The organism is Peterkaempfera podocarpi (assembly GCF_042466665.1).
Taxonomy (GTDB): Bacteria; Actinomycetota; Actinomycetes; order Streptomycetales; family Streptomycetaceae; genus Peterkaempfera; species Peterkaempfera podocarpi.
In genome coordinates, this window is sequence record NZ_CP162102.1 from 1,626,498 (window position 1) to 1,639,211 (window position 12,714).

The 12,714-nt window shown below is 72.1% G+C and carries 10 protein-coding genes and 1 pseudogene; 2 read left to right on the forward strand and 9 right to left on the reverse strand.

Going from position 1 to position 12,714, the window contains the following annotated elements; translation table 11 throughout:
* Window positions 1-7 precede the first annotated feature (7 nt).
* From AB0761_RS07150 to AB0761_RS07190, 9 genes and pseudogenes are all read right to left on the reverse strand, one after another.
* Window positions 8-1,786: a nickel-dependent hydrogenase large subunit gene (locus tag AB0761_RS07150; RefSeq protein ID WP_377268122.1), complete on the reverse strand. Its 1,779-nt coding sequence runs from the start codon at window positions 1,784-1,786 to the stop codon at window positions 8-10.
* A 19-nt stretch (window positions 1,787-1,805) separates the two neighbouring features.
* Window positions 1,806-2,789, reverse strand: coding sequence for a hydrogenase expression protein HypE (locus AB0761_RS07155; protein ID WP_377273958.1), 984 nt, complete (start codon window positions 2,787-2,789; stop codon window positions 1,806-1,808).
* A 268-nt stretch (window positions 2,790-3,057) separates the two neighbouring features.
* Window positions 3,058-4,128 (reverse strand): hydrogenase expression/formation protein HypE, encoded by a 1,071-nt coding sequence (gene hypE / locus AB0761_RS07160; protein WP_377268123.1) that lies wholly within the window; start codon window positions 4,126-4,128, stop codon window positions 3,058-3,060.
* Window positions 4,121-5,260: a hydrogenase formation protein HypD gene (gene hypD, locus AB0761_RS07165; RefSeq protein ID WP_377268124.1), complete on the reverse strand. Its 1,140-nt coding sequence runs from the start codon at window positions 5,258-5,260 to the stop codon at window positions 4,121-4,123. The genes hypE and hypD overlap by 8 nt, the downstream gene beginning before the upstream one ends.
* Window positions 5,257-5,562 carry a HypC/HybG/HupF family hydrogenase formation chaperone gene (locus tag AB0761_RS07170; protein WP_377268125.1) on the reverse strand — a complete coding sequence of 102 codons (306 nt, stop codon included), beginning with the start codon at window positions 5,560-5,562 and terminating at the stop codon, window positions 5,257-5,259. The genes hypD and AB0761_RS07170 overlap by 4 nt, the downstream gene beginning before the upstream one ends.
* An 81-nt stretch (window positions 5,563-5,643) precedes the next feature.
* A pseudogene (gene hypF / locus AB0761_RS07175) lies at window positions 5,644-8,015 on the reverse strand (carbamoyltransferase HypF).
* Between the two features lie 7 nt (window positions 8,016-8,022).
* On the reverse strand, window positions 8,023-8,796 hold the full coding sequence (gene hypB, locus AB0761_RS07180; protein ID WP_377268126.1) for a hydrogenase nickel incorporation protein HypB: 774 nt from the start codon (window positions 8,794-8,796) through the stop codon (window positions 8,023-8,025).
* On the reverse strand, window positions 8,780-9,193 hold the full coding sequence (hypA, locus tag AB0761_RS07185) for a hydrogenase maturation nickel metallochaperone HypA (RefSeq protein ID WP_377268127.1): 414 nt from the start codon (window positions 9,191-9,193) through the stop codon (window positions 8,780-8,782). The genes hypB and hypA overlap by 17 nt, the downstream gene beginning before the upstream one ends.
* 170 nt (window positions 9,194-9,363) lie before the next feature.
* Entirely contained in the window at window positions 9,364-10,224 is an 861-nt protein-coding gene (locus AB0761_RS07190; RefSeq protein ID WP_377268128.1) for a DMT family transporter, read from the reverse strand.
* A 236-nt stretch (window positions 10,225-10,460) separates the two neighbouring features.
* Here AB0761_RS07190 and AB0761_RS07195 point away from each other — a divergent pair, with 236 nt between their 5' ends.
* Together AB0761_RS07195 and AB0761_RS07200 are read left to right on the forward strand one after the other, a co-directional pair.
* Window positions 10,461-12,170: an MFS transporter gene (locus AB0761_RS07195; RefSeq protein ID WP_377268129.1), complete on the forward strand. Its 1,710-nt coding sequence runs from the start codon at window positions 10,461-10,463 to the stop codon at window positions 12,168-12,170.
* Between the two features lie 24 nt (window positions 12,171-12,194).
* Window positions 12,195-12,701, forward strand: coding sequence for a MarR family winged helix-turn-helix transcriptional regulator (locus AB0761_RS07200; RefSeq protein ID WP_377268130.1), 507 nt, complete (start codon window positions 12,195-12,197; stop codon window positions 12,699-12,701).
* The last annotated feature ends 13 nt before the right edge of the window (window positions 12,702-12,714 follow it).

The window sequence follows — 12,714 nt, forward strand, 5'->3', positions numbered from 1 at the left end:
CGCCGCCTCAGTTTCCGGCGCCGAAGGTCGGCGAGTGGAACCGCTCCAGGGTGCGGCCGCCGCCGAGGTACATGTGGACGCCGCAGGGCAGACAGGGGTCGAAGCTGCGGACGGTGCGCATGATGTCGATGCCCCGGAAGTCGTCCGGGCCGTTCTCCTCGAAGATCGGCGTTCCCTGGACGGCGTCCTCGTAAGGGCCCGGGGTGCCGTAGGAGTCGCGGGGGGAGGCGTTCCACGGGGTGGGCGGGTAGGGCTGGTAGTTGGCGATCTTGCCGTTCTTGATCACCAGATGGTGGGAGAGCACTCCGCGTACCGCCTCGTGGAAGCCCACTCCGATGGCCTCCTCGGGGACGGAGAAGTCCTCGAAGACCTGGGTGCGGCCGGCGCGTACCTCGGCGAGCGCCTGCTCGCAGAAGTACAGGGCCATGCCGGCGGCGTAGGCGACGAAGTACATCCGGGCGCGGTTGCGCTCGATGGTGTTGGGGAACGGCGGCGGCTTCCACTCCAGGGTGGTCTCGGCGGTGGCCGGGGTTCTGGGCAGGTCGATCTGGACCGAGTGGCCGGTGGAGCGTACATAGGGGGTGTTGACCTTGCCGGCCAGGGAGGTGGCCCACAGACGGGCGATGGGGCCGCCGCCGGTGTCCAGGGCCAGGTGGTCGCCGGTGCGCTTGTCGAGCCAGCGGGGGCTGACCACCCAGCTGTACTTGCCGCCGTCCAGGTCGCGCTTCTGCGGGGCGGGGAGGGTGGTCTGGTTCCAGGGGTGGCGCTGGTCGACGGGGTTGCCGAGCGGGTCCTCCTTGACGAAGGTGTGCTCGTCTGCCCAGTCCTTGTAGTAGGAGCTGCCGAGCAGGATCCGCATTCCCAGGTTGATGTCCACCAGGTCGGTGGTGACCAGCTGGTTGTCGACCACGATGCCGGGGGTGACGAACATGGCGTTCCCCCACTCGTTCATGTGCCGGTAGTCGTAGTCGACGACGCCCGGATCCTGGAAGGACCCCCAGCAGGCCAGCAGGGTGCGGCGGCGGCCGACCTCCTCGTAGCCGGGCAGCGCCTCGTAGAAGAAGTCGAAGACGTCGTCGTTCATGGCGACGGCCTTCTTGACGAAGTCGATGCAGTGCATCAGCCGCACCAGGTAGTCGGTGAACAGCTGAGGGGTCGCCACCGTGCCGACGCCGCCGGGGTAGAGGGTGGAGGGGTGCACATGGCGGCCCTCCATCAGGCAGATCATCTCCCGGGTGAGCCGGCTCATCTGCAGCGCGGCCTTGTACATCTCGCCCTCGAAGGGGTTGAAGGCGCGCATGATGTCGGCGACGGTCCTGTAGCCGTGCAGGTCGCCGCGGGGCGCCGGGGTGGTCTCGGCGCGGGCCAGGACGCCGGGGTTGGTCTCCTTGACCATGCGTTCGCAGTAGTCGACGAAGACCAGGTTGTCCTGGAAGATCGTGTGGTCGAACATGAACTCGGCGGCCTCGCCGAGGTTGATGATCCAGTCGGCCAGTGGCGGCGGCTTCACCCCGTACGCCATGTTCTGCGCGTACACCGAGCAGGTGGCGTGGTTGTCCCCGCAGATGCCGCAGATGCGGCTGGTGATGAAGTGCGCGTCCCGGGGGTCCTTGCCCTTCATGAAGACGCTGTAGCCGCGGAAGATCGACGAGGTGGAGCGGCACTCCACCACCTCGCGGTTGGCGAAGTCGACCTTGGTGTAGATGCCCAGGTTGCCGACGATCCGGGTGATCGGGTCGAAGGCGACCTCGGTCAGCTCGCGCGCGCCCGGCTGGGTCGTTGTCACAGGTGGTTCCTCTCGGGGTTCAGCCGACGGGCCAGCGCGGCGAGAAGCCGCTGGTGAGCGCGGACTTGTTGTGCCGCCACTTGGGTTCCCTGTTGGCGCTGCGGTTGGTGATGCTGCGCAGGGTGCGGATGAACGGCCCATAGGCGCTCATGATCGTGGAGGACAGTGCGCCTCCCGGCGGCTCGTCCATGAAGGGCATGAACTTGTCGGGGAAGCCGGGCATGGTGCAGCCGATGCAGATGCCGCCCACGTTGGGGCAGCCGCCGACGCCGTCCATCCAGCCGCGCTTGGTGACGTTGCAGTTGACCACCGGGCCCCAACAGCCCACCTTCACCTGGCACTTGGGCGAGTTGTAGTCCTTGGCGAAGTCGCCCTGCTCGTAGTAGGCGGCGCGGTCGCAGCCCTCGTGCACCGTCTTGCCGAAGAGCCAGGTCGGTCGCAGCTGCGCGTCCAGCGGGATGGTCGGTGCCAGTCCGGCCGCCTGGTGGAGGACCCAGGTCAGGGTCTCCATGAAGTTGTCGGGCTGGACGGGGCAGCCGGGGACGTTGACGACCGGCAGGCCTCCTGCGGAGCGGAAGTCCCAGCCGAGGTAGTCGGCCAGACCCATGCAGCCGGTGGGATTGCCCGCCATCGCATGGATGCCGCCGTACGCGGCGCAGGTGCCGATGGCGACCACCGCCCAGGCCTTGGGCGCCAGTTGGTCCAGCCACTCGTTGAGCGTGATCGGCTCGCCGGTCTCCAGGTCGTTGCCCATGGAGGTCCAGTAGCCGTCGCCGTTGATCTTCTCATTGGGGATCGATCCCTCGACCACCAGGATGAAGGGCTCCAGCTCGCCGCGGGCGGCCTGGCGGAAGACCTCCAGGTAGCGGTCGCCGGTCTCGTAGGCCAGCACCTTGTTGTGCAGATGCACCTTGGGCAGGCCCGGGATGGCCCCCAGCACCACGTCCTCCAGGCTGGGCAGCGAGGCCGCGGTGACGGACACCGTGTCGCCGTCGCAACTCATGCCCTCGGACGTCCAGAGGATGTGGATCTCGTCAAAGGGCGGCGTCTTGGGTTCGGAGCTCACGGGCAGTCCCTTCTGCGGCCGCCGGGAGGGCGGGCCGCCGCCGATGGGCCTCGGCGGCGGTGGCGCCCCGCCAACGGGGCACCACCTCCGAGGCTTCTGCCCGGAATGCCGGAAGGATGTCCCGGCACTCCCCTGGTTCACCCGATCAGCAGATCAGCAGATCGGCAGGTCAACAGATCGACATGTCGTCGCTGCCTGCCGCGGATCAGCAGATCCGCGGCAGCTGCTCACCCAGCGGCAGATCGACGATCCGGGTGCCGCCGAGCCCGGTGCGCGCCACCACCAGTCCCGGATGGTCCGCGACGCACTCACCCACCACCGCGGCACCGCGGCCGTGCGGATGCGCATGCATGGCGTCCAGCACCGCCTCGGCGTGCTCCCGCGGCACAAAGGCCACCAGCCTGCCCTCATTGGCGACATACAGCGGGTCCAGACCAAGGAAGCCGCAGGCCGCCGCGACCGCCTCGGGCACCGGCACACTGCGCTCGTCCAGCACCACCCCGGTACCGGAGGCGCCGGCGATCTCGTGCAGCGAGGTCGCCAGACCGCCACGGGTGGGGTCGCGCAGGGCGTGCAGCTGCGGGGTGACGGCCAGCATCGCCTGCACCAGGCCGGCCAGCGGTGCGGTGTCGCTCTCCACCTCCGCGCCGAACTCCAGGCCCTCCCGGACACTCATGATGGCCACCCCGTGCAGGCCGATCGGCCCGCTGACGATCACCACGTCCCCGGGCGCAGCCCGCTGCGGACGGATGTCCACGCCCGGCGGGACCAGGCCGATCCCCGCAGTGTTGAGATAGACGCCGTCGCCGTGCCCCGCGTCCACCACCTTGGTGTCCCCGGTGGCCACCGCCACCCCCGCGGCCCGGGCCGCGGCCCCGACCGCCTGGGCGACCCGGCCGACCGAGGCCAGCTCGGTGCCCTCCTCCAGGATGAAGGCGCAGGAGAGATAGGCCGGGACTGCGCCACTCATGGCCAGGTCGTTGACGGTCCCGTTGACGGCCAGGTCACCGATGCTGCCGCCGGGGAAGAAGAGCGGACGCACCACATAGGAGTCGGTGGAGAAGGCGATCCTGGCGCCGCCCATCGTCAGCACCGCGGAGTCGCCCAGAGCGGCCATCTCCGGGCCGCCGTAGGCGGGGGCGAAGAGATGCTGCACCAGCTCGGCGGAGAGCGCCCCGCCGCCGCCGTGCCCCATCACCACCATCGGGTGGTCGCGCAGCGGCAGCGGGCAGCTCCAGCCGGAGAGGTCGGGTGCCGGGTCGACGAGGTCAGCCAACGGGGGTCGCCTCCCCCGTCGCACGCACCGCGGCCGGTGTGCCCGTGCCCAGCCGCCGGTAGAGGTGGTAGGCCGCACAGGCGCCCTCACTGGAGACCATGGTGGCGCCCAGCGGGGTGCGGGGGGTGCACTCCCGGCCGAAGGCGGCGCACTCATGGGGCTTGATCAGCCCCTGGAGCACCTCACCGCTGCGGCACAGCCCCGACTCCCGGGTGGTGATCCCGGAGACGCTGAAGCGGTGCTCGGCGTCATGGTCCCGGTAGGCGTCGGAGAGCCGCCAGCCGCTGCGCGGGATCACCCCGATGCCGCGCCATGCGCGGTCGCCGACCGTGAAGACCTCCTCCAGCATCCGCAGCGCCGCCGGGTTGCCGCCCTCCTGGACGGCCCTGGGGTAGGCGTTCTCCACCCGGTGCTCGCCGCGCTCCAGCTGGCGGACGGTGCGGCGGATGCCCTCCAGGATGTCCAGCGGCTCAAAGCCGGTGACCACGATGGGGACCCTGTACCGCTCGGCCAGTGCCGGGTACTCCGCGGTACCCATCACACTGCAGACGTGCCCGGCGGCCAGGAAGGCCTGCACCCGGCAGTCGGGTGAACACATGATCGCCTCGATCGCGGGCGGCACCCTGACATGCGAGACCAGCAGGCTGAAGTTGCGCACGCCCAGCCGCCGGGCCTCGTGCACGGCCATGGCGTTGGCGGGGGCGGTGGTCTCGAAGCCGACGCCGAAGAAGACCACCTCCCGGTCGGGGTGCCGCCGGGCGATGGCCAGCGCGTCCAGCGGCGAGTACACCACCCGTACGTCGCCCCCCTCGCCCTTGACCCGGAAGAGGTCCCGGTCGGTGCCGGGCACCCGCAGCATGTCGCCGAAGGAGCAGAAGACCACACCGGGCCGGGAGGCGATCTCCAGCGCCTTGTCGATCATCTCCAGCGGGGTGACGCAGACCGGGCAGCCGGGGCCGTGGATCAGCTCGACGCCCTCCGGCAGCAGCTGGTCGATGCCGTGCCGGATGATGGAGTGGGTCTGACCGCCGCAGACCTCCATCAGCGCCCAGGGGCGGGTGACGGTGGCATGGATGTCGTCCAGCAGCCGGCGTGCCAGCTCCGGGTTGTTGAACTCCTCGATGTACTTCACCGTGCGGCCTCCTCGACCGGGCGGGCGGCGCCGGCCTCGGCTGCCGCGCGGCCCCATGCGTCGCCGAACTCCTCCTCCAGGACGCCGAGCTGCTCGAAGAGCTCCAGCGTCGAGCGGGCCGACTCCTCGTCCAGCCGCTGCAGGGCGAACCCCACATGGACGATGGCGTAGTCGCCGACCTCGATCTCGGGCAGATAGGCGAGGCACACCTCCTTGACCACACCGCCGAAGTCGATCTGCGCCATGCGGGTACCGTCCCGCTCCTGGATGTCGACCACCTTGCCGGGCACTGCCAGGCACATGGCTGTCCTCCTTGCTCGCTGGGCTGGGCTTCCTTGCTGGGCTGGGCGTGAGTTCCTTGCCGGGCCGGGGCCGGCCGGCGGTCAGCCGTGCGGTGCCGTACGGGCCCCCGCCACCGCGGCCTGGCCCAGCGAAAGACCGCCGTCTCCGGCGGGCACCACCCGGTGCCGCAGCACCTCGAAGCCGTCCTCGGCCAGAGCCGCCGCGCACGCCTCGTCCAGCAGCGCATTGCCGAAGACACCGCCGGACAGGGCGACCGTCCGCACCCCGGTACGGCGGCGGGCCGCCCCGCAGACCGCACGGACGGCATGCACGACCCCCCGGTGGAAGCGGGCCGCCACCACCGCCGCGGGGACGCCCGCCCGGACATCCGCCGCCACGGCGCGGATCACCGGCCCGGGATCGAGCAGCAGCGGCCGCCCGCCGTCCGGGCGGCCCTGCTCGCAGAGCCCGAAGGCATAGCCCTGCTCCTCCCCCGCCGCACGGAGGGCGGCCGCCTCCAGCTCCAGCGCCGCCTGGGCCTCGTAGCCCGACCGGTGGCACACCCCGGCCAGCGAGGAGACCGCATCGAAGAGGCGGCCCATGCTGGACGTGGGCACACAGCCGACCCCCCGCTCCAGCTGGCGGCCGAGGACCGCCAGCTCCTCGGCGGAGCAGGCGGCGGTGCACGGCAGCTCCCCGCTCCACCGCACACCGGCGGCGCGCAGATGGGACAGCGCCATCCGGCAGGGGTTGCGCACCCCGGCGTCGCCGCCCGGCAGCGGGACATAGGAGAGGTGGGCAAGCCTGCGGTAGCCGCGGTAGTCGGCCAGCAGCACCTCGCCGCCCCAGATAGCACCGTCGTCGCCGTATCCGGTGCCGTCGAAGGCCACCCCGATGACCGGAGCGGCTCCCTCCCAGCCGTTCTCGGCCATGGCGGCGGCGATATGCGCGTGATGGTGCTGGACCAGGACCGGCGGGTGCCCCTCCGCGGCCGGCGGCGGGCCCACCGGGTGGACCGGTAACCGGGGTGGCGGTCGGCGGCCAGCAGCCCGGGGGTGACACCGGTGAGGGTTCGAAGATGCTCCTCGGCACGTTCGAAGGCGGCGAGGGAGGCCAGCTCGCCCAGGTCCCCGATGTGGGCGGACAGCCAGGCGGAGTCACCGTCGGCCAGGCAGAGGGTGTTCTTGAGGTCACCGCCGACGGCGAGGACGGGGCGTACGGGCAGCGGCAGGGCGATCCGGCCGGGGGCATGGCCCCGGGAGCGCCGCAGCGGCATCGTCCGCCCGTCGGAAGCGGCACGCACCACCGAGTCGTCGCAGGCCACCCGGATGGCCCGGTCGTGCCAGAGCCAGGCGTCGGCGAGGTCCGCCAGCCGGGTCCTGGCCTCCCCGTCGTCGGTCACCAGGGGTTCGCCGGAGCGGTTGCCGCTGGTCACCACCAGCACCCGGGGGCCGGGCGGGTCGCCGGGAAGGCCGAACAACAGCCGGTGGACGGGGGTGTAGGGGAGCATCACCCCGACATCGGGGCTGCCCGGGCAGACGGCGGCGGCCAGACCGTCGGGGGTGCGGCGGCGCAGCAGCACAATGGGCCGGACGCGGCCGGTCAGCAGGTCGAGCTCGGCCGGGCCGATGTGTCCGAGCCGCTCCGCGGTGGCCGGGTCGGCGGCCATCACGGCAAAGGGCTTGGCGCCGCGCGCCTTGCGGCGGCGCAGCTCGACGACGGTGTCCTGCCGCTGCGCGTCGCACACCAAGTGGTAGCCGCCGATGCCCTTGACCGCCACGATCGCACCCTCGGCCAGCAGCCGGCGCGCCCCGCTGAGCGCCCGGTCGTCCTCGGCGGCCGAGCCGCCCGGGTGGTCCAGCCGCAGCCGGGGGCCGCAGCGGGGGCAGGCGACGGGCTGGGCGTGGAATCGGCGGTCGGCGGGGTCCGCGTACTCCGCGGCGCACTCCGGGCACATGGGGAAGGCCGCCATGGTGGTGGTGGCCCGGTCGTAGGGCAGCGCCTCGGCGATGGTGAAGCGGGGGCCGCAGTGGGTGCAGGTGATGAAGGGGTGCCGGTGGCGGCGGTCGGCCGGGTCGGCGAGCTCCGCCAGGCACTCCGCGCAGGTGGCGGTGTCCGCCGGAAGGAGGGTGCGGCCCTCGCCGGTCCGGGAGGCCAGGATGGCGAATCCGGTGCCGTCGGCGGGCGGCAGCTCCTCATGGCGGACCGCGGCGACCTCGGCCAGCGGGGGTGCCTCCTGGGCAATTCTCCGGCAGAACGCCTCGACCGCCGGGGCGGGGCCCTGCACCTCGGCGACCACGCCCTGCGGGCCGTTGGCGACCTGGCCGGTGAGCCCGAGTTCGACGGCCAGCGTATGGACGAACGGCCGGAAGCCGACGCCCTGGACGACACCGCGGACGGTGACCCGGCGCCGGACGGGCGACGCCGTGCCGTCCGCCGGGAGCGCACCCGTGGTGCCGGTCACCGTCTCCATGGCGCTGCTACCGGGCCGCGATACGGGGGCCGGCCTGGACCACGGGCTCGGCATGGGTGTGCTGGTGGCCGTGGGTATGGGTGTGGCCGGCACGGGTGCCGGCGAGCGGCGGGCGGTGGACGGGTGCGCCGCCGCAGACCGCGGCCACCCGCGCCCAGAGCTCCGCGACGCCCCGTCCGCCGCGGGCGGAGGTGGGCAGGATCTCCACGCCGGGGTTGACCTGGGCGACATACCGGGTGAAGGCCTCGTCGTCGAAGCCGACGGCCGCCGCCAGGTCGGTCTTGGTGAGGACCACCAGATGCGCCAGACCGAAGGCGGTCGGGTACTTGACGGGCTTGTCCTCGCCCTCGGTCACCGACATCAGCGCGATCCGCAGGGTCTCGCCCAGGTCGTAGGAGGCGGGGCAGACCAGGTTTCCGACGTTCTCCACAAAGAGCGCCCGGGTCCCGTCGGGGAGCCAGTCCTCGAGGTGGGAGCGGAGCTGGTCGGCCTCCAGATGGCACAGCCCTCCGGTGAGCAGTTGCTTCACCGGGGCTCCGGACCCGGCCAGCCGCTCCGCGTCGTGCTCGGTGGCGAGGTCGGCCGTGACCGCGGCGACCGGGACGCCGAGCGACCGGGCGTGGCCGAGGACCCGCTGAAGCAGTTCGGTCTTGCCGCTGCCGGGGCTGGACAGCAGGTTCACCATGGTGACCCCGCGTCCGGTCAGCTCGGTGCGCAGTTCCTCGGCCAGGCCGTCGTTCTTCGCCAGCACGGACTGCTGCAGATCAATGACACGGCACATCCGCGGCCGCCTCCTCGTGGTTCGGGCAGGTGGCGGTGCCACCGGGGGCGGGTTCGGCGAAACGGACGCCGGCCAGCTCCAGCTCGCGGCCTGCGGTCACCTCGGTTGCGGGTGCCTGGCATCGCGGGCAGTACAGGGAGAGCGGCGAACCCACCTCGAAGGACCGTCGGCAGGGTGCGCAATGGGCCCTGGCCTGGATCTCCTCCACGACCAGCAGGGCTCCCTCCAGTACGGTCCCCTGCTGGGCCACGGTGAAGGAGAAGCGGAGCGCGTCCGGTTCCACCCCGGCGAGGGTGCCGATCCGCAGCCGCACCTCCTCGGCCCGGTCCGCCCCGTGCTCGCGGGCGGCCTCCTCGACGGCCTCCACGACGGCCACCGCGATGGACAGCTCATGCATGGCGCTGCTCCCGTCGGATGGGTGGTGGCGTTGCGCCTCACGGTAGGCAATGACTCTCCGGAAAAACCGGACTGCAGCATCAAAACCGAACATCCCACCCGGACAGCTCACAGCTGTGTACGGCCGCACCCCGCACGGCCGACCCGCGGGGCGGCCCACCGCCCGCGCACTCAGCTCCGCCGGGTGGGCAGCGTGGGGTGGCGGCCGAGGACGAAGACCCCGGCGACCACCGCGATCAGGCCGATCACCTGTCCGGCCAGGGCACCGGGGGTGACCCGCAGCCGGTCCCCCAGGAAGCCGATGCCGCAGGCGATCCCGGCCAGCGGCTCGGCCGCGGTCAGGGACGGCAGGGACATCCGCAGCTCACCGGCCTCAAAGGCGCTCTGCACCAGCATCAGCCCGGTCACCGCGAGCGCCACGATGGTGTACGGCTCCCAGCTGGTCAGCAGCCCGGCGAGCCCGGAGTCGTCCATGATCCGGCTGGAGGTGCGGGTGAGGGCGTCCTGCAGTCCGTACAGCGCACCGGCGGCGGCTGCCAGCAGCGGCGGGTCGTCGACGATCGGTACATGCTTGGCGACGCCGATCAGGGCCAGCGCGACGCCGATCACCAGGCCGAAGACCAGCCAGTGGCGCAGGGGCCCGACCTCGGCGGAGCCGCTCTGCGGCCGTCCCGCGATGATGAACGCGGCCACGCCGCCGCTGAGCAGGATCACCCCGCCCCATCCGGAGCGGCCCAGGCGCGGGCCGCCGCGCCAGCGGGCCAGTGCCATGGCGAAGATCAGGCTGGTGGCCAGCAGCGGTTCCACCCGGGAGAGGTCGCCGCGGGCGAAAGCCAGCACGCTGAAGATCTGACCCAGCACCATGCAGCCGATGCCCCAGAGCCACAGCGGCACCTTCATCAGGTCCAGCAGCAGCCGGAAGCTGAGCATGTCGGAGAGCGGCGCCTGCTCGGCGGCGTGCTGCTGGAGGACGAAGCCCAGCCCGAGGAGACACGCCGCGATCAGGCTGTACACATAGATCACGACTGTCACACCCCTGTCCGGCACCCATGTCGGCTGACATCGGTACCCCGCCGGGGTCGGCGGATACCACCTCGTCGGACCGCCCCCGCGCCTCGCGTCGCGGCACCTCGTCAGTGCGGTAGGCCGGCGTCCCGGGGCGCGATGGCGTGCGGGTCCCGGGTGATGCGCGCCCTGCCGCCTGATGCGGCTGTCCGCCCGGAGAACTATGGTTAGTTGATATCAGCTAACCACCTGGGGGGTGGGCCATGGCGGCACCGGTTGAGCGGTACGGATGGATAGCCCTGTCCAACACCACGCTGGGCACCCTGATCGCCACGATCAACAGCTCGATCGTGCTGATCTCGCTGCCGGCGATCTTCAACGGAATCGGGCTGGATCCCCTGCTCCCCGGCAACGTCAGCTATCTGCTGTGGATGCTGATGGGGTACATGCTGGTCACCGCGGTCCTGGTGGTGACGCTGGGCCGGCTGGGCGACATCTACGGGCGGGTGCGGATCTACAACGCCGGGTTCCTGATCTTCACGGTGACCTCGGTGGCGCTGTCCCTGGACCCCTTCCACGGCGGCTCGGGCGCCCTGTGGCTGATCGGCTGGCGGGTGCTCCAGGCCGTCGGCGGCTCCATGCTGATGGCCAACTCGGCGGCGATCATCACCGATGCCTTCCCGCTGTCCCGACGGGGCATGGCCCTGGGGGTCAACATCGTCGCCGGCATCGCCGGATCCTTCATCGGGCTGATTCTCGGCGGCATGCTCGCCGAGTGGAACTGGCGCTCCATCTTCTGGGTCAATGTGCCCATCGGCGTCCTGGGCACACTGTGGGCGTACCGGTCGCTGCGCGACACCGGGGTGCGCCGCCCGGCGAGGATCGACTGGTGGGGCAATGTCACGTTCGCGGCCGGCCTGACGGCACTGCTGGCGGCCATCACCTACGGGATCCAGCCGTACGGCGGCCACACCATGGGCTGGACCAACCCCTGGGTACTGGCCGGGCTGATCGGCGGGGTCGCCGTGCTGGCGCTCTTCTGCCTCATCGAGGTGCGGGTGGCGGACCCGATGTTCCCGCTCGCCCTCTTCCGTGACCGGGTGTTCGCCGGCGGCAACGCCGCGACACTGCTGGGCTCGGTGGCCCGGGGCGGGCTGCAGTTCATGCTGATCATCTGGCTGCAGGGGATCTGGCTGCCGCTGCACGGCTACGACTACGCCGACACACCGCTCTGGGCCGGGATCTACCTGGTGCCGCTGACCGTGGGCTTCCTGGCCGCCGGGCCGGTCGCCGGCTACCTCTCCGACCGCTTCGGGGCCCGGCTCTTCGCGGCCGGCGGGCTGGTGGTGATGGCGCTGTCGTTCGCCGGACTGCTGCTGCTCCCGACCGACTTCGGCTATCCCTGGTTCGCCGTGCTGGTCTTCCTCAACGGGCTGGGCGGTGGCCTGTTCGCCGCGCCCAACACCTCCCTGATCATGTCCTCGGTGCCGGCGGAGGCCCGCGGCGCGGCGTCCGGGATGCGCGCCACCTTCCAGAACGCCGGCATGGTGCTCTCCATCGGCGTCTTCTTCTCCCTGATGGTGGCCGGCCTCTCACGGTCGCTGCCCGGTGCGCTCACCAGCGGACTCACCGCCCAGGGCGTACCCGCGCCCGCGGCGCACACCATCGCCGGGCTGCCGCCGGTCGGCACCCTCTTCGCCGCCTTCCTCGGCTACAACCCGATCCGGCAGCTGCTGGGCCCCGATGTGCTGAACGGGCTGCCCGCCTCCCACACCCGCACCCTCACCGGCCGGGAGTTCTTCCCCCATCTGATCTCGCAGCCGTTCCACGACGGCCTGGTGGTGGTCTTCTGGCTGGCCATCGCCATGTCGCTGGTCGCCGCCGCCGCTTCACTGGTGCGCGGGAGCGGCCGCCGGGGCGGCCGGGCGGATACGGTGGACCAACCGGACCCCACCGCCGCGCGGGCCCGCTGACCGACGAGGGAGACTCGAGCTGCCATGACCGAGCCGAGCGCCGTGAGGACGGCCGGGGACGCCTCCGATCCGGCGGAGCCCGCGTACGGCGCCCTGGACCCGGCGGAGCTCACCCGGCTGCGGCTGGCCGTCGCCCGGCTCAACCGGCGGCTCACCCAGGCCGCCGGCGGCCAGGACCTGACGGCGGCCCAGCTCTCCGCGCTCGCCAGGATCGAGCAGCACGGACCGCTGCGGCTGGGCGAGCTGGCCACCCGGGAACAGGTCGCCGCGCCGTCGATGGTGCGCACCCTGGCGCCGCTGACAGCCGGCGGGCTGGTCGGCAAGGAACCCGACCCGCAGGACGGCCGGTCCTGGCTGATCACCCTCACCCCTGCGGGCGGGGAGCTGATCGCCCGGCTCCGCCAGGAGCGGTCCGCGGTGCTGTCCCGGCGCGCGGCCCGGCTGAGCCCGGAGCAGTCCGAGGCGCTGCTGGCGGCCATCCCGGTACTGGAGCTGCTCGCGGAGGAGCCCGGCTGGGCACCGCGCGCCTGAGCGGGAGCGGCAC